We start from the raw sequence: 17,276 nt of genomic DNA, 5'->3' as shown, positions 1-17,276 counted from the left end.
CTTTTTATCATTCTTTTTTCATAATACCACGAATTTGTTCAACTCAACCAATAAAATTTTCTGACCCATGCCATTTGCTTTTTTCATACCCCCATGAACAACTCTCGTTTCTCATTTATCAAAAAGAATGATACCCTATATTCGGAAATTGAAAGCAGCCGTCCCGCTTCGGGCGGCAAAAGGAGAGAAACCATGAAAGAGACGAAAAATCGGGCGGCACGCGACGTGATCGTTGTCGGTTTCGCCCTGTTTTCCATGTTCTTCGGCGCCGGGAACGTCATCTTCCCGCCATACCTGGGCATGGAATCCGGTCCGCAGTGGCTGGCCGGATTCAGCGCGTATTTTATCGCGGACATCGGGCTTGCGCTCGCCGCCATGTTCGCGCTGCTGCGTGTCGGCAGCAGCGAGGCCGTGCTCCAGCGCGTCGGCTGTGTGCCGTCGGAGATCCTCATGTGCGCGATCATTCTGTGCGTCGGCCCCATGGTCGCCATCCCGCGCACGTCGGCCAGCACGTTTGAAATGGCCATCGCCCCGAACCTGCCCGGCGTGTCCGCCGTGGTGTTCTCGGTGCTGTTTTTCGCGCTCATCCTCGCGCTGTGCATCCGCGAGTCCGCCGTGGTGGACATCGTGGGCAAGGTGCTCACGCCGCTGCTGCTCGCCGGTCTTGCGGCCATCATCATCAAAGGCATCGTCACGCCGCTCGGCACGATCGCGCCCGAGGCGCTAATCGACAGCGCCGTCGTCACCGGCGTCAAGGCCGGCTACCAGACCATGGACGCGCTCGCCGCGCTGCCGTTCGGCATTCTCGTGCTGCAGAGCGTGGTCGACAAGGGCTATACTGAGTCCGGCAAGAAATTCCGCATCATGAGCGGGTCGTCCATCCTCGCGTGCGTGCTGCTGCTGGCGGTCTATATGGGCCTTGCCTATCTCGGCGCCACCGTTTCCGCGCAGTATACCAGCGAGATCGGCCGCGCACAGCTCGTCATGGCTATCGTTGAGGCCCTCATGGGCAAGACCGGTATGATCATCTTCGGCATCGTCGTCGGCCTCGCGTGCGTCACGACGGCCGTGGCGCTCACCAGCTCCGCCGCCGCGTATTTTGCCAAGCTCTGCCGCGGCAAGGTGCCGTACAAAGTGTTTGTCATCGTCATCTGCGTGTTCAGCGCCGTCGTGTCGAACCTCGGTCTCGACCGCATCGTGGCCATCGCCGCACCGGTGCTGGATGTCGTCTATCCGCCTACCCTCGTCCTCATTTTCATTTCGCTTGTCGTGCCGCGGCTGCCCGACCGCATCAGCCGGGGCGCTGTCATCGGCGCGCTGCTCATGAGCGTACTGTGCACGCTCGACGGCTATGGTGTGCCGCTCACGTTCCTGCACAAGCTGCCGCTGTTTGAGCTGGGCTTCGCGTGGGTGCTGCCGTCGGTGCTCTTCGGCGCTGTGGCTGCCGTGCTGCCGCACCGCAAGGAGAAAGCGGGCAAGGCTGAGCCCGCCTGCGCCGGCGCAAACGGCAAACAGGGATGACCGCTCCCTGTGCAAAAATTCCCCGGAACATCCGTTCCGGGGGATTTTTTCGCTTTGGACGGTGCGCCCGCGCTGTCCGTCAGCCCGCCGCTTCCAGCAGCTTTTTGCTGACGCGCGCCTGCACGTCGATGTAGTACGCGGTCTCTGCGTCGTTCATGTCCGCGCTTTCCCACTGATTGAATTTCTCGCACGCATCCGCATACTTGCTCATGTAGCGTGCGTAATCCGCCATCAGCGTGGGATCGTTCGGATTCGCGTTGTATTTTTTCATGAACGCGACATATTCGTTCATAAAGGCCTCATAGCTGTCCATGGCTTCTTTGAAATCCTTGCGCATGCCGTTGACGAGCTTGCCATCGTTTTGCGCCGTTGCGGATGGCGTGGAGGAATCCGGCGACGGCTCGGAAGTCGTGCTGCCCGCGCTCGTGTCCGGCGCGTCTATACGAATGCTCATGATCTGGTTGCCCTCATAATCGATCGAGACTTGCCACCCCGCGTCGTTATTGGCACGATAATAGTTGTCGCCCTTATTGTAGTCGACCGTAAAGCCCTTATCCCGGCAGGCGCTGACATAGGCGTTGTAATCGTCTCTGCTCGTGCCGCCGATGTAAACGAAGAAATTGTCATCATACTCAAAAGAGAATTTGCCGGTCAGGGATTTGGGTGCGGGCAGCTGTCGGCCGGCCTCGCTGTCCGGCCAGGTGATGGGGCCCATCTCCATCGGCTTTTCCAGCCGGATGGACAATCCCTCCCTGTTTCCGTAATAGCTCAGCTCCAGCTTGTATCCCTCAGCGTTGTAAGCGCCGAACGACGAGGAATTGGACTCCGCATCCACCGTGAACCCAACCGTCTGACACGCCTGCACATAGTCCGCATACTGCTTGTCGGAGATCTTTTCGATATCGACCCACAGCTCATCGGCCGTGTTGGTATGGATCTGACCTTTCTTCGCAGGCGGCTGCGGGAGCTGCGCGCCCAGGACCATATCGTCCCAATCTATTTTTTCCGACTTGCTGCCTCCGGAGATCCTGCCGGCGATCGCGATCACGACCACGGCGACGATCACATAAAACCACCACTTCTTGTAAATCGGTTTCTTCGGTTTTTGAGATCTCGGGCGGTCTGCCGGGATCTCTGGCGACGGCTGCGGGCACGGCTCTGCCTTCGCGCCGCAGGCCGTGCAGAAATTGCCCTCAAATTCTGCACCGCAATGACTGCATTTCATGTTCCTGTTCTCCTTTCGGTTTATCTTTCTGTCCGCGCGGCATGGTGCCGCCGGCCTGTTCTTCCAAACAAACGTTGGAAAACGGGGCGTTTCTCTCTTCCCTGCGCCCGGCGAATTTGGCTGTTTCCGGTCAATTTCGGAAAATCGCGGAAACTTCCAAACCGATAATAACACATTTGTGTTCAAATGACAACATATGTATTCATAATCTGCAGAATTTCTCTCTACACTGAAAGCACAAACAGTGAAGGGAGCATGGACGATGCTGGATGCAAAAGTGGTTGGCAGCGTGCTGCAGCGGCTGCGGGAGGAGCGCGGGCTGTCGCAGGAGATCGTGAGCGGTCTCGCCGGGATCGGCAGGACGCATTTGAGCGCCATTGAGCGCGGGGAACGCAAACCGACGCTGGAGACCTTTTACCGCATCGGTGAGGCGCTGCATATGCGGCCAAGCGCGGTGCTGGCGGAGATCGAGGCGGAGTTGGAAAGAAACACATGAGCCCGGCGGCAAACGCCGCATCCTCTGCGCAGCGAAACGCGCAGGCAGCAGGCATGAAAAAAACAGGAGAGCGGTCTGCTCTCCTGTTTTTTGATCTCTCTGTTTCCGCTGCACCCGTACTTACCGTTCTTCTCGGAAATACGGCAGGCCGAGGCTTGCGGGGGGCTGATTTTCGCGCTTGGAACGCACGCTCGTGATGATGAGCACGATGATCGTGACGACATAGGGGATCATCTTGTACAGTTCCTTGACGGCGAGGTTCGTGCCGCTCGGCAGGAAGATGTGCAGGATGTACAGGCCGCCGAAGAGGAATGACGCGAGCACGCCGATGTTTGGCTTCCAGACCGTGAAGATGACGAGCGCGATGGCGAGCCAGCCGCGGTCGCCGAAGGCGTCGTTGGACCAGACGCCGCAGGCGTAGTCCATGACGTAGTACAATCCGCCGAGGCCGGCGATCATGCTGCCGACGCAGGTGGCGACATACTTATATTTCTTGACGTCGATGCCGGCGGCGTCGGCCGTCTGCGGATTTTCGCCGACGGAGCGCAGGTGCAGACCCACGCGCGTGTGTTTAAGCACGTAGGCCGCGATGAGCGCGATGGCCACGGCGAGGTAGGCGAGAAAGCCGTAGGACAGGAAGATCTGGCCGAACCAGCCGAGCTTCGACGCGAACGGCAGCGCCTTGGAAAAGTAACTGTTCGTGGCCGAGAGCGCGATGGACGGCACCTCGCTGCCGGTGAGCTTGATGAGCGAGCCGCCCATGAAGTTGCCGAAGCCGACGCCGAACGTCGTCATGGCAAGGCCGGTGACGTTCTGGTTGGCGCGCAGCGTGACGGTGAGAAAGCAGTACAGCAGTCCCATGAGCAGCGAGCCGAGCAGGCACGACAGCAGCGGGATCATGATGGCGAGAAAGCCGTTCATCCCGGCGGCTCCGCCGGCCGCCTGCTCATACAGGAACGCACCGATGACGCCGCTGATGCCGCCGACATACATGATGCCCGCGATGCCGAGGTTCAGGTTGCCGGACTTTTCGGTGAGCGTTTCGCCGGTGCTGCCGAACAGCAGCGGGATACCCTGTACGATGGCGCGGGGGATAAAGGACACAAAATCAAACATGCTCCGCCGCCTCCTTCTTCGCCGGCTTGCGGAAGCTCAGCCGGTAGGTGATGAAAAACTCACAGCCGATGATGAAGAAAATGATGATGCCGCTGAGGATATCAGCGAACGACTGGTTGAGGCCGAACACGGTCGAGATCTCGCCCGCGCCGCGGTCGAGGAACACGAGCAGGAAGCTCGTGAAGATCATGCCGAGTGGGTTGAACTTGGCCAACCACGAGACCATGACGGCCGTGAAGCCCTGCCCGCCGGCGATGGTGGTCGTGATCGTGTGATCCGTGCCGGACACGAGCAGCACGCCCGCGATGCCGCACAGCGCGCCGGACAGCAGCATCGTGCGCACGATGACCTTGCCGACCTTGATGCCGACGTAGCGGGCGGTGCGCTCGCTCTCGCCGACGACGGAGATCTCATAGCCGTGCTTGCTGTAGTTGAGGTAGACATAGACGAGCACGGTCAGCACCGCGACGACGAGGATCGTCAGCAGGTACTTGTAGCCGCCGATCTGCGGCAGCCAGCCGGCCTCGGTGCTCTGGTTGATGATGCCGACCTTGCCCGAGCCCTTCGGCGACTCCCAGACGATGATGAAATAGGCCACGAGCTGCGTGGCAACGTAGTTCATCATGAGGGTGAAGAGCGTCTCGTTCGTGTTCCACTTGGCCTTGAAGATGGCGGGGATGACGGCCCAGACCGCGCCCGCAAGGATGCCGGCGATCACGATGAGCACGATGAGCAGGCCGTTGGGCAGCTTGTCACCGAGGCAGATCATGCACGCCGCGGCGGCGAGGCCGCCGGCGAGCACCTGGCCCTCGGCGCCGATGTTCCAGAAGCGCATCTTGAACGCGGGCGTCACGGCCAGCGAAATGCACAGCAGGATGGCGAGGTTCTGCCCCAGGATCCAGATCTTGCGCGGCGAGCCGAACGCGCCGCTGAACATGGTGCCGAACACCTTGATGGGGTTGAGGTGGGTGCACAGCGTCGTGATGAGCGCGCACAGCAGCAGCGCCAGCACGATGGCGACCGCGCGGATGCCCCAGGCCTGATACCAGGGCAGCGTGTCGCGCTTGACGATGTGGAACAGCGGTTCCCGGACTTTGTTATGCATGGGCTTCGTTCCCTCCCAACTGCGTCATCATCATGCCGACGTCGCGCTTCGTGGCGCCGCGGCCGGGGACGATGCCGCTGACCTTGCCGCCGCAGAGCACGAGGATGCGGTCGGCCAGCTCGAGCAGCACGTCGAGATCCTCGCCGACGTAGATCACGGCGACGCCGCGCTCCTTCTGCCGGTTGATGAGGTCATAGATCGTGTAGGATGCGTTGATGTCCAGGCCGCGCACGGCATAGGCCGTGAGCAGCACGGTGGGGGCGGAGGCGATCTCGCGGCCGACGAGCACCTTCTGCACGTTGCCGCCGCTCAGGCGGCGCACCGGCGTGGTCACGCCCGGAGTGTTGACGTCGAGTTCCTCGACGACGGTCTCGGCCAGCTTGCGCGGCGACTTGCGGTCGGTGAGGATGCCGCGGCCCTTGCGGAAGGAGCGGAGCATCATGTTGTCCGACAGGTCCATGTTGCCGACAAGGCCCATGCCGAGGCGGTCCTCCGGCACAAAGGACAGCGCCACGCCCATCTCGGCGATGCTCAGCGGATCTTTGCCGAGCAGCTCCTCGCGCGTGCCGTCGTCCTCGACGTAGCAGATGCTGCCGTTTTCGGTCGGCTGCAGGCCGGCGATGGCCTCAAGCAGCTCCTTCTGGCCGCAGCCGGAGATGCCCGCGATGCCGAGGATCTCGCCGGAGTTGGCGGTGAAGGACACGTCGTCGAGCTTGACGATGCCGTCGATGCTGCGCACGGTGAGGTTTTTGACCTCGATGCGCGGCTTGGGGTCGACGGGGTCGGGCCGGGCAATATTGAGCGTCACGGCGTGGCCGACCATCATGTTCGTCATTTCCTGCGCGTTGGTGTCCTTCGTGAGCATGTCGCCCACGAACTGGCCGTGGCGCAGCACGGCCACGCGGTCGCTGAGCGTCTCGACCTCGTGCATCTTGTGCGTGATGATGACGATGGCCTTGCCGTCGTCGCGCATGCTGCGCAGGACGGCGAAGAGCTTGTCCGTCTCCTGCGGGGTGAGCACGGCGGTCGGCTCGTCGAGAATGAGGATGTCCGCACCGCGGTAGAGCGCCTTGACGATCTCGACCGTCTGCTTCTGGGACACGGACATATCGTAGATCTTCTGGTTCGGGTCGAGGTCGAAGCCGTAGCGCTCGCAGATGCTGCGGATGCGCGCGGCCGTGGCCTTGAGATCGAGCTTTTCATCGAGGCCGAGCGTGATGTTCTCAGCGGCGGTGAAGACGTCGACCAGCTTGAAGTGCTGGTGGATCATGCCGATGCCGTAGCGGTAGGCATCGCGCGGGGAGCGGATGACGACCTCCTCGCCGTCGATGAGGATCTGTCCCTCGTCGGGGAAGTAAATGCCCGAGAGCATGTTCATGAGCGTGGTCTTGCCGCTGCCGTTTTCGCCGAGCAGCGCCAGGATCTCGCCCCGGTAGATATCGAGCCAGACGCGGTCATTGGCGACGACGGAGCCGAAGCGCTTGGTAATGTCGCGCATTTTGACCGCTGCGATCTTGTTGTCCAATATGGTGTCCCTCCCGAAATGGCGGCAGACGCCGCACGACGGCGGCGCGCTTTAAAGTACATATGAGGGAAGGCCCGGGTTGACAGGCCTTCCCTCTGCGGTAGATTCAGATATCAGCTGCCAAAGTTCTGGTCGAGCAGGTTGATGCCGTCGATCTGCACATTGAAGTACGGAGCGGCGCGGAACTCGGACTCGTGGAAGTAACCGTCGCTGATGGCCTCGGTGTCGCCGGCGTTGTCGGCGTCGGTGTCAACATCGGCCATGTAGCTGGTCAGGGTCTCGCCCTTGACGGTGAAGGTGGAGGTGTCAAAGACGTGCAGGGTGCCGTCCTCGAGCTGCTTGGTGACTTCGGCAATCTTCTCGGCAGTGCCCTTGGCAGCGACCTTCTCGTTGACATCGGTCAGCACGACGGAGCCAGTCTTGAGGGTGCCGGTCCAGTCGGAATCGAGCGAGGTGCCGTCCTGAACGGCCTTGATGACCATCTCATAGTACGGGGTCCAGTCGATGCGGGAGGAAACGATGAAGGTGTTCGGGCAGGCAGACTCGGTGCTGCCGTTGTAGGAGACGTTCGGGACGCCGGCCGTCTCGCAGGCGGTCGGAGCGCCCATGGAGTCGGCGTGCTGGCTGATGAGCTTGCAGCCGCCGGCGATGAGCTTGTTGGCAGCTTCCTTCTCGAGGGCCTCATCGTACCAGGAGCCGGTGAAGGTGACGTCCATGGTCACGGTCGGGCACACGGACTTGGCGCCCAGATAGAAAGAGGTGTAGCCGGAGATGACTTCCGCATAGGTAAAGGCGCCGACGTAGCCCATCTTGGCCTCGTCCGCCGTGAACTTGCCGGCCTCGATCATCTCGTTGAGCTTCATACCGGCAGCGACGCCGGCGAGGTAGCGGCCTTCATAGATGGAGGCGAACGCATTGTGGTAGTTGCTGAGCTTCTCGGTGTGGGCCTTGGTGCCGGTGGCGTGGCAGAACTGCACCTTCGGGAAATCCTTGGCGGCCTGGATCATGAAGTCCTCGTGGCCGAAGCTGTCGGCGAAGACGACGTTGCAGCCGGCGTCCACGAGCTCGGCCGCGGCGTTGTAGCACTCCTGGCCCTCGGGGATGTTGGTCTTAATGATGTACTGATCCTCGCTCAGTCCGGCGTTCTTGCAGGCAGCCTTCGCGGCGTCGATGAAGTTCTTGTCGTAGGTGGAGTTCTCGTCATGCAGGCAGATAAAGCCGACCTTGATGCTCTCGGCTTTGTCGCCGTCCTCGGTCTTGCTGCCGCAGGCGCACAGTGCGAACACCATGACGAGCGCGAGCAGCATCGAAACGAACTTTTTCATTCTCAGCTCTCCCTCAAATCATCAAATTTTGTATTTATCTGCATTGCTTGCGCAAAGAAGATACAAAAAAACATTGGCAGGTGCTGACCTTTCGGCGCTCCTGCCAATGTGGAACCGGGAAGATGCCGGTACTGCCATCTCCCGCGGGGAATTTCACATCGATAGTCCAGCAATTTACGATGCCGGGTAGAAACGCCAAGCCATATCCTTTGGTATATATCGACTGCTATTTACGATCGCTCCCGCAGCGCGGGAACACTTATACGTTACCATGGGCGAACGGGGTTGTCAACCGTCGAAATGAGCGAATTTCATACTTTTGAAACATTTTCCCCGTCGATTTGCACAACGCCGCTCAGCAGAACACGATGCCCGTCTCGGGGTCCATGCTCTGCACGCGGGCGAGCGATTCCACGCGGTAGCCGCGCGCGCGGATGCGCGCACCGCCGGGCTGAAACGCCTTTTCCACCGCGATGCCGGCGCCGACCACGGTCGCGCCCGCGCCCTCGATGAGCGTGATGAGTCCGTCGAGCGCCGCACCGTTGGCGAGGAAATCGTCGATGACGAGCACGCGGTCGTCCGGCGAGAGATACTCGCGCGAGATGCGGATGGTGTTGTCATTGCCGTGCGTGAACGAGTGCACGACCGTCGTGTACGCATCGTCGGAGACGTTGCGGCTCTTGGTTTTCTTGGCGAACACGACCGGACAGTCGAACACGAGCCCGGCCACGGCCGCGATGCCGATGCCGCTGGCCTCGATCGTGACGAGCTTGTTCACGCCGCAGCCGTCGAACAGCCGCTTCCATTCCTCCGCCATCGCCAGAAACAGCTTCGGGTCCATCTGATGGTTCAAAAACCGGTCCACTTTCAGGATCTCGCTGGATTTGACCTCGCCCTCGGCGAGAATGCGCTGCTCGAGAAGCTGCATATCGCTCCATCCTCCCACAATCACTAAGATGGTCTTTATCGTAGCACCCGCGCCGGGCGCGCGCAACCGTTTTTCGCAAAAAATCCGGCAAATCGCCGAATGGACGGTTTTTGTGCCGGACGCGGTTGACTTTCCCGTCGATGTGCGGTATCATCGGTTCCTACAAGTAGGAAAAGTATGAATTTCCGCAACAGGAGGCGAGGCTATGCCCGGAGGCAAGCACGTGCTCGGCCAGAGCCGCGACCGGCACATCTTCGGTACGGTGAAGGTCGGCGAAAAGGGCCAGATCGTGATCCCGAAGGAGGCGCGCACGGTCTTCGGCATTCAACCGGGAGACACGCTGCTCGTGCTCGGCGACGAGGCGCGCGGCATCGTGGTCACGCGGCCGGAGGTCATGCGCGACGTGGCCGCAAAAATTTTCGACGAATCTGACGAATGATATAAGGATATAAGGAGAGGAACGATGAATACAGAGTCCATGTACACCGCGCTCGGCATCACGCCGGCGGTGCACCGCTTCGGCGAGGAGGTGCTCGCCGGTCTGCGCGCGCGCTTCGACGAGATCGACCGCGTCGCGGAATATAACCAGTGCAAGGTCATCGGCGCGATGCAGAAAAACCGTGTCGACGCGACGCACTTTGCCGCCACCACGGGCTACGGCTACAACGACGCCGGGCGCGACAATCTCGAGCGCGTCTATGCCGACTGCTTCCACACGGAGGCCGCGCTCGTGCGGCCGCAGATCACCTGCGGCACGCACGCGCTGACCGTGGCGCTCAGCGCCAACCTCCTGCCCGGCGACACGCTGCTCAGCCCCGTCGGCGCGCCGTATGACACGCTCGAGGAGGTCATCGGCATCCGCCCGAGCGCCTGCTCGCTCAAGGAATACGGCGTGCACTACCGGCAGGTCGACCTGCTGCCGGACTACGGCTTTGACTATCCGGCCATCGAGCAGGCGCTGCGCGGCGGCGTCAAGCTCGTAACCATCCAGCGCTCGAAGGGCTACGCCACGCGGCCGACGTTCTCCGTGCAGCAGATCGGTGAGCTGATCGCGTTCTGCAAGCGCATCGACCCGAACGTCATCTGCATGGTCGATAACTGCTACGGCGAGTTCGTCGAGACGATCGAGCCGTCCGACCTCGGCGCGGACATGATCGTCGGTTCCCTCATCAAGAATCCCGGCGGCGGGCTCGCGCCCATCGGCGGCTACATCTGCGGCCGCAAGGATGTGGTCGAGCGCTGCGCCTACCGCCTGAGCGCCCCCGGCCTCGGGCAGGAGGTCGGCGCGAACCTCGGGCTCATGCCGGCGTTTTATCAGGGCTTTTTCCTCGCGCCGACCGTGACGGCCGGCGCGCTCAAGGGCGCGGTGTTCGCGGCGAATGTCTACGAGCGGCTGGGCTTTCGCTGCATCCCGAACGCGGCGGAGCCGCGGCACGACATCATCCAGTGCGTGGAGCTCGGCTCGCCGGAGCGCATGGTCGCCTTCTGCAAGGGCATTCAGGCGGCCGCGCCCGTGGACAGCTATGTCGACCCCATTCCCTGGGCCATGCCGGGCTACGATTCGGAGGTCATCATGGCCGCCGGTGCGTTCGTGCAGGGCTCGTCCATTGAGCTGTCGGCCGACGGGCCGATCCGCCCGCCCTACGCCGTGTATTTTCAGGGCGGCCTGACGTGGTATCACGCCAAACTCGGCATCCTCATGAGCCTGCAGAAGCTCGTGGACGCCGGTCTCGTTACACTCGATCAACTGGAGGAGAAATAAAGTATGTGGTTCTGGCTTTCTCTCATTGCCCTGCTGTGCTGGTCGGGCTCGGATCTGTTTTCAAAAATCGGCTGCCGCGACGCGGACGATCATCTGGCACATTTAAAAATGGTCATCGCCGTCGGCGTCGTCATGGGTCTGCACGCGGCGTATGAAATTTTCATCGGCGGCGTGAGCGTGACGTGGCACGTCATCTGGACGTACCTGCCCGTGTCGCTGCTGTACATCGTGTCGATGGCGCTCGGCTATGTCGGCCTGCGCTATATTGAGCTGTCCATCTCGTCGCCGATCTGCAACGCCTCCGGCGCGGTGGTGGCCGTGCTGTACCTGTGCTTCGGCGGGCTGGACGAAGACCTCAGCGGCGGGATGCGCGTGATGGTGCTGCTGGCCATCGCGCTCGTGTGCGTCGGCGTGATCGGGCTCGGCGTGGTCGAGTCGCGCGAGGACGACGAGCTGCGCCGCGCGCGCCAGGCGGCCTCGAACTACCGCTACGCCAAGAGCTGGCTCGCCCTCGCGCTGCCGGTGGCCTACTGCCTGCTCGACGCGGCCGGCACGTTTGCCGACAGCCGCGTGCTCACGCGCCTTGACCCGGACGCCGCCAACTGCGCCTATGAGCTGACGTTTCTGTTCGCGGCGGTGGTGTCATTCGTGTATGTCAAGTTCATCCGGCACGACCGCTTCCTGCCCAAACGCGAGGGGCCGAAGTACGTCGGCGCGCTGTTCGAGACGGCCGGCCAGTTCGCGTACATCTACGCCATCGCGGACGAGGACCACGTCATGTACGCCGCGCCCATCATCTCGGCCTACTGCGCCGCGTCCGTGCTCTGGAGCCGCATCTTCCTGCGCGAGAAGCTCTCGTGGCGGCACTATCTCATGCTGCTGCTGATCGTCGTCGGCATCGTGCTGATTGGCATTCTCGACCTGTGAGCGCTGCCCCCCCCCGCAGCGTAGATTTCCGGTCTGTTCCACGCGGCCGCCCCGATCGGGCGGCCGCGTTTTTGCGCAAATATTTGTCAAGTGTGTAACGGCGGCTTGCAATTGGCCGTTTGTCTGGTATAATGATGGCATATCTGCACCTTTCGGTACAGTATTTTGGGAGAAATGTGAAAAATCAGGAGGGATCTCGTGGATACGGAAATCAAATCCAAACGCGGCGGCTGGGGCAGCAACTTCGGCTTCCTCATGGCCTCGATCGGCTCGGCCGTTGGCCTCGGCAATATCTGGGGCTTCCCGTATAAGATGGGCAAGAGCGGCGGCGCCGTGTTCCTGCTGCTGTATCTCGTGCTCGTCGTGCTCGTGGGCGTGACGGTCATGCTCGGCGAGCTCGCGCTCGGCCGCCGCAGCGGCAAGAGCGCCGTGAGCACCTACCGCGGCCTGTCGAAGAAGTACACCTGGCTCGGTTACGCGGGCATCGTGTGCGGCTTTTGCATCATGTGCTTTTACTTCGTGCTCGGCGGCATCGTCCTGCGCTACGCCGTCGGCTACTTCCTGGCCATCTTTGGCGGGAGTGAGTTTGCCTGGTCGGGTCAGGGCACGGGCTTTTTCGGCTATTTCCTGACGGATACGAACAGCATGATCCTGTTTTTCGTGCTCTATATCCTGCTCAACATCCTCGTCGTGTCCGGCGGTGTGCAGGGCGGCATCGAGAAGTTCTGCAACGTCGGCATGCCGGCGCTGTTCTGCCTGCTCGTGTTCATCATCCTCTATATTGCCTGCCAGCCCGGCGCGGCCGAGGGCTACAAGTTCATGTTCAGCCCCGACTTCTCCGTGTTCAGCAATCCGGAAATTGGCTTCGGCCGCGTGCTCAAAAACGCCGCCGGGCAGATGTTCTTTTCCCTGTCGATCGGTCTCGGTGTCATGATGACCTACGGCTCCTACCTCGGCAAGCAGGAGCACCTGCAGCGCAACGCGCTCATCGTCTGCGGCGCGGACACGCTCATCGCCGTCATGGCCGGCATGGCCGTCATGCCCGCCTGCTCCGCCTTCGGCGTGGAGTACGGCGCCGGCCCCGGACTGCTGTTCGCCTCGATGCAGACGGTGTTCGCCCACATGGGCAGCATCGGCAATTTCATCGGCTTCATCTTCTACCTGCTCGTGCTGATCGCGGCGCTCACGTCGTCGATCTCCATGCTCGAGCTGTGCACGGCCTACGCCGTCGATAAGCAGATCGACAAGGGCCTCACGCCCAAGCGCGCCAAGCACACGGCCAGCGTCGCGGCGCTCGTGTTCGTGGCGGGCTCGCTCGTCGCGCTCGACGGGCTGGGCGCGGGCGTTGCCGGCGGCGCCGCCGTCGAGACGCCGGCCACCCTGTTCGGCCTGAGCGTGCACGGATGGAACGACTGCTGGCTCGACCTGTACGACATGGTCGCCGAGGGCATCCTCATGCCGCTCGGTGCGCTCGTGATGACGATCCTCATCGGCTGGGTGCTCAAGCCCGAGGTCGTGCAGCTCGAGTGCGAGCAGAGCGGCTTGAAGTACCGCGCCGCCGGCTACTTCAAGCTCTGCTTCAAGTTCATCGTGCCGGTGCTGCTCGCGTTCATCCTCTTCTGCCAGCTCATCGACTTCTTCGGCCTGAAGATCCCCGGCCTGAGCTGAACCCCGCATCACAAAAAGTTCCGTCAGCGTCTGCCCCAACGGGCGGGCGCTGACATTTTTATAACCTTTGTTGAAAAAGCGAAAACGCTCTGTTATACTGACTCCGCGCCGCACCCTGCGGCAGAAAGGAGCGACCCGCCATGCACAAAACGGCCGCCTACGCCTTCCACCACTCGATCCCGATCCTGATCGGCTTCTTCCCCGTCGGCCTCGCCTACGGGCTGCTCATGCAGCAGGCGGGCTATAACTTCCTGTGGTCGGGCGCGTGCAGCCTGTTCGTGCTGGCAGGCTCGCTGCAGTTTCTGATGGTCACGTTCTTTGCCGGCAGCGTGTCGCTTGCCACGGTGGCCGTGCTGGCGCTGCTGCTCAACAGCCGGCATATTTTCTACGGCCTGTCGTTCATCGACAAGTTCCGCTCCTTCGGCCCGTGGCGCTGGTTTCTGATCTACTCGCTGTGCGACGAGAACTATTCGCTGCACTGCTCGCACGATTTCGGCCCCGACGTCAACGAGAAGTGGGCCTACGTGCTCACGGCCGCGTTCGTGACGTTTTACTGGGTGGCGCTGTCCATGCTCGGCGGGCTCGTCGGCTCGCTCATCCCATTTGACACCACGGGCATCGACTTTGCGCTCACGGCGCTGTTCACGGTCATCGTGGTCGATCAGTTGCGCGGCGCGCGCACGCGCATCCCCGCCGCGGTCGCCGCCGTGTCGAGCATCGGCGCGCTGCTGCTGCTCGGGCCGGACAAGTTTCTGCTGCCGTCGCTGCTCGTGACGGTCGCGGCGCTCACGCTGCTGCGCCCGGTGCTCGAGCCGAAGTATGCCGAAGGAGGTGCCGGGGCATGACCATCTCCGTCGGACAGAGCATCGCCATCATCGCGGTCTGCGCCGCGTGCACGTTTTTGGAGCGCTGGCTGCCATGGCTGCTGTTCGGCCACCGCGCCGTGCCGAAGGTCGTGGAGTACTTCGGCAAGATCCTGCCCATGGCCGTCATGGTCTCGCTGCTGGTCTACTGCCTGCGCGGGATGCAGTTTACCGCCGCCGGGGCGTGGGTGCCGCAGGTCATCGCCGTCGGCGTGACGGCGGGTCTGCACTGGTGGCGGCGCAACACACTGCTGAGCATCGCCGCCGGCACCGTGTGCTACATGTTGCTCGTGCAGCTCGTCTTTTGATGCCAAACCGGGCGTCCCGACTGGGGCGCCCGGTTTCTGGTTGCACTTTTCCTGCATATCCGTTATAATATAGGGCCTAAAAAGAAATTTCTCCTGCAGCGAGGTCTGCCCATGAAACACGACAAGAAAAAACAATGGCTCTCGATCGGCCTGCTGACGCTCGGCGCGGCGGCGCTGGCGGTGTTCGCCGCCGCGACGCTCGACGCGGGCGACGTGCGCGCCTCGCTCGCGGCGCTGCTGCCGGGCTGGACGGCTGCGATCGTGGGCTGCATGCTGCTGTACTATCTGTGCGACGCGCTCAAGTACCGGCTCATCACGCGCGCGTTCGGCTGCGCGCAGCCGCTGGGCGACAGCATCGACGTGTCAATGATCGGCTTCTTCTACTCGGCCGTGACGCCCGCGGCCGCGGGCGGCCAGCCGTTTCAGGTGCTGCACATGCACCGCCGCGGCATCCCGACCGGCACGGCCACGTCCGTCATCTGCACGGTCTACAGCCTGTGGAACATCGCGCTCGTGACGCTCGGCATCGTGGGCGTGTGCCTGTGCGGCGGCAAGCTCGCAGCGCAGAGCGCGGCGTGGATTCCCGTGCTGGCGCTGGGCCTGTTCGTGCACGCAGGGCTGCTGTCGCTCGTGCTGCTCTCGGCCATCTTCCCGAAGCCGATGTCCGCGTTCGGCACGGCGTGCATCCGCTGGCTGTACCGGCGTAAGCCGTTCGTCCGCCGGGGCGCAGACCCCGAGGCGGCCGCCGAAAAATGGTGCGCCTTCGTGGCGGAGTATCACGATGCGTTCGCCGCCGGCATCCGCCACCGCGGCAAGCTCGCCGGGGCGCTCGCGCTCGCGCTGGGGCAGTGCGCGGCGTACATGTCGGTGGCCTACTGCACGTACCGCGGCTTCGGTCTGCGCGGCGTACCGTTCTGGCAGGTCACGGGCACGCAGGTGCTGCTGTACATCGGGGCAAGCTGCTTTCCCATGCCGGGCGCGTCCGGTGCGAGCGAGGGCACGTTCTACCTCGCCTTCTCGCCGCTGTTCGGCGACTATCTGACCACCGCCATGCTCATCTGGCGTCTGGCGTCGTACTATCTCACGATCGTGCTGGGCTACATCGCCGTCGTGGCCGAGCGCGTGACGCTGCGCCGCGCGGAAACGTGATATATATGTACATGAAAAGCGCCCGGCCGGAGGATTTCCTCCGGCCGGCTGTGTTTTCACTTTTCCGCCGCGCTGTGCCCGCGCAGTCTGCGGAACGTATACACCCAGTTGCAGCTGCGGCACGCCTCGGCATAGGTCTTGCCCGTGGCGAGATAACACAGCGGCCGGATGGTTGCGACCGTCTTGGTCACGACAAAGCAGGCGGCGAACGCCAGCAGCGTCACGCCCACCGTGCTGCCGAACGAGTGCACCGACACACCAACGGAAAACAGCATACTCAGGAAGATGTTGTGCATGAGGTAGATCGCCATCGACAGCGCGACGACCGGGCCGGTGACGGCCTTGACCCATGCGCGCGGCGGGCGATTGCACGTCTGCTTGCACAGCAGGAAAATACACGATGCCAGCACGATCTCGAACCCGGCGCTCTGGTTCTGGAAGCTCTGGTTGAACTCCCCCGTGCGCACCGTGCGCACCCACGTACCGACCGAGATCACCGCGAGCAGCACGACCGCGCCGAGCGCAAGCAGCCAGTTTGGGATCTCTTTTTCGTAGCTGCCGAGCAGGTAGCCGAGCACGAACGTGGCCATGTGCCCACCGAAGATCTTGAGCTTGTCGAAAATGTCCAGATCGACATACTGCGCCGCACCATCCGGCAGCACCGTCATCAGGATCGTATGCGCCGACACGGCCGCCGCCAGCACGAACAGATACACCCGCCCGGACTTGCCGAGCACCTGGATCCCGCCGTAGAGGATCGGCGAGAGCGCATAGAGCGCAATGAGCGTATACAGATACCAGAAGTGCACCATGACCGGACCGTGCAGCGCCGTGACGAGCTGCGCCCAGATGGCGCCGGGCGTGAGCGTGTGCGCCAGAAACATCTGCCACAGCACGGCCACGACCGTCCAGCCCGCGAGCGGCACGACCAGCCGCGGCAGCCGGTGGCGCAGCAGGACGGAAATGTCGGCCGTTTTCCGGCTCGTCATGAGCAGATAGCCCGACATCATGAAAAACAGCGGCACCGCCGTAAAAGCGAGCGACGTGCATACGTTGAGCAGGTGCCAGTCCGTGTTGACGCCGGCGCGCAGCGGGCCCGCCGCCGTATGCATGAAAATGACGCACAGCGCGGCGAAAATGCGCAGGCCGTCAAAGTAATCCACGTGCGGTCGTTCGTTCAAAACAGTTCCCTCCCGGCCGCGCGGAAAGCGCGGCTTGCGTTGTGTACGAAAAAAAGGTTTTCCGTCATGGTAAAGGTCGGAGCGAACGATATGCAGTCCGCACACATCGCTCTCCACGCGCCTCGTACAACCCGGCGCATCTCAGATGTGAGCCCAGCGCAAGCGGGTCACAGCTGA

Annotated in this window: 16 protein-coding genes and 1 riboswitch; of the genes, 9 read left to right on the top strand and 7 right to left on the bottom strand. The window is 62.4% G+C overall.

The window, feature by feature from the left end:
• Positions 1 to 192 precede the first annotated feature (192 nt).
• Positions 193 to 1,521 carry a branched-chain amino acid transport system II carrier protein gene (brnQ, locus tag OGM61_03020; protein ID UYI85054.1) on the top strand — a complete coding sequence of 443 codons (1,329 nt, stop codon included), beginning with the start codon at positions 193 to 195 and terminating at the stop codon, positions 1,519 to 1,521.
• Positions 1,522 to 1,600: 79 nt separating this feature from the next.
• On the opposite strand, the gene OGM61_03015 is transcribed toward brnQ, so the two are convergent.
• A complete protein-coding gene (locus OGM61_03015) occupies positions 1,601 to 2,746 on the bottom strand; it encodes a hypothetical protein (protein UYI85053.1) in 1,146 nt (381 codons plus the stop codon).
• A gap of 262 nt (positions 2,747 to 3,008) precedes the next feature.
• Here OGM61_03015 and OGM61_03010 point away from each other — a divergent pair, with 262 nt between their 5' ends.
• Complete coding sequence (locus OGM61_03010) at positions 3,009 to 3,242, top strand: helix-turn-helix domain-containing protein (GenBank protein UYI85052.1); 234 nt, start codon at positions 3,009 to 3,011, stop codon at positions 3,240 to 3,242.
• 120 nt (positions 3,243 to 3,362) lie between these two features.
• Here OGM61_03010 and OGM61_03005 read toward each other — a convergent pair whose 3' ends face one another.
• The 5 genes from OGM61_03005 to OGM61_02985 all read right to left on the bottom strand — a co-directional run bounded on the left by OGM61_03005 (position 3,363) and on the right by OGM61_02985 (position 9,241).
• Positions 3,363 to 4,358 (bottom strand): ABC transporter permease, encoded by a 996-nt coding sequence (locus OGM61_03005; protein UYI85051.1) that lies wholly within the window; start codon positions 4,356 to 4,358, stop codon positions 3,363 to 3,365.
• A complete protein-coding gene (locus OGM61_03000; GenBank protein ID UYI85050.1) occupies positions 4,351 to 5,463 on the bottom strand; it encodes an ABC transporter permease in 1,113 nt (370 codons plus the stop codon). Before OGM61_03000 ends, OGM61_03005 begins: the two co-directional genes overlap by 8 nt.
• Positions 5,456 to 6,961: an ABC transporter ATP-binding protein gene (locus OGM61_02995; protein UYI85559.1), complete on the bottom strand. Its 1,506-nt coding sequence runs from the start codon at positions 6,959 to 6,961 to the stop codon at positions 5,456 to 5,458. Before OGM61_02995 ends, OGM61_03000 begins: the two co-directional genes overlap by 8 nt.
• Positions 6,962 to 7,101: 140 nt before the next feature.
• Positions 7,102 to 8,313 (bottom strand): BMP family ABC transporter substrate-binding protein, encoded by a 1,212-nt coding sequence (locus OGM61_02990; GenBank protein ID UYI85049.1) that lies wholly within the window; start codon positions 8,311 to 8,313, stop codon positions 7,102 to 7,104.
• A gap of 142 nt (positions 8,314 to 8,455) precedes the next feature.
• Positions 8,456 to 8,555: riboswitch (purine riboswitch) on the bottom strand.
• A 113-nt stretch (positions 8,556 to 8,668) separates the two neighbouring features.
• Positions 8,669 to 9,241 (bottom strand): xanthine phosphoribosyltransferase, encoded by a 573-nt coding sequence (locus OGM61_02985; protein ID UYI85048.1) that lies wholly within the window; start codon positions 9,239 to 9,241, stop codon positions 8,669 to 8,671.
• Between the two features lie 205 nt (positions 9,242 to 9,446).
• Between OGM61_02985 and OGM61_02980 the strand changes: the two genes are divergently transcribed.
• The 7 genes from OGM61_02980 (at position 9,447) to OGM61_02950 (ending at position 15,918) form a co-directional block, all read left to right on the top strand.
• Complete coding sequence (locus OGM61_02980; GenBank protein UYI85047.1) at positions 9,447 to 9,680, top strand: AbrB/MazE/SpoVT family DNA-binding domain-containing protein; 234 nt, start codon at positions 9,447 to 9,449, stop codon at positions 9,678 to 9,680.
• A gap of 24 nt (positions 9,681 to 9,704) precedes the next feature.
• Complete coding sequence (locus OGM61_02975; protein UYI85046.1) at positions 9,705 to 11,003, top strand: methionine gamma-lyase family protein; 1,299 nt, start codon at positions 9,705 to 9,707, stop codon at positions 11,001 to 11,003.
• A 3-nt stretch (positions 11,004 to 11,006) separates the two neighbouring features.
• Positions 11,007 to 11,930: a DMT family transporter gene (locus OGM61_02970; protein ID UYI85045.1), complete on the top strand. Its 924-nt coding sequence runs from the start codon at positions 11,007 to 11,009 to the stop codon at positions 11,928 to 11,930.
• A gap of 198 nt (positions 11,931 to 12,128) precedes the next feature.
• Positions 12,129 to 13,598, top strand: coding sequence for a sodium-dependent transporter (locus OGM61_02965; protein UYI85044.1), 1,470 nt, complete (start codon positions 12,129 to 12,131; stop codon positions 13,596 to 13,598).
• A gap of 140 nt (positions 13,599 to 13,738) precedes the next feature.
• On the top strand, positions 13,739 to 14,443 hold the full coding sequence (locus tag OGM61_02960) for an AzlC family ABC transporter permease (protein ID UYI85043.1): 705 nt from the start codon (positions 13,739 to 13,741) through the stop codon (positions 14,441 to 14,443).
• Positions 14,440 to 14,769, top strand: coding sequence for an AzlD domain-containing protein (locus tag OGM61_02955; GenBank protein UYI85042.1), 330 nt, complete (start codon positions 14,440 to 14,442; stop codon positions 14,767 to 14,769). The genes OGM61_02960 and OGM61_02955 overlap by 4 nt, the downstream gene beginning before the upstream one ends.
• Before the next feature lie 111 nt (positions 14,770 to 14,880).
• Positions 14,881 to 15,918: a flippase-like domain-containing protein gene (locus tag OGM61_02950; GenBank protein UYI85041.1), complete on the top strand. Its 1,038-nt coding sequence runs from the start codon at positions 14,881 to 14,883 to the stop codon at positions 15,916 to 15,918.
• 56 nt (positions 15,919 to 15,974) lie between these two features.
• Here OGM61_02950 and OGM61_02945 read toward each other — a convergent pair whose 3' ends face one another.
• A complete protein-coding gene (locus tag OGM61_02945) occupies positions 15,975 to 17,099 on the bottom strand; it encodes an acyltransferase (GenBank protein ID UYI85040.1) in 1,125 nt (374 codons plus the stop codon).
• Positions 17,100 to 17,276 lie beyond the last annotated feature (177 nt).

The sequence above is a fragment of the Clostridiales bacterium genome (genome assembly GCA_025757645.1).
Classification (GTDB): Bacteria; Bacillota; Clostridia; order Oscillospirales; family Oscillospiraceae; genus CAG-103.
This window is presented reverse-complemented; position numbering and strand designations above follow the sequence as displayed.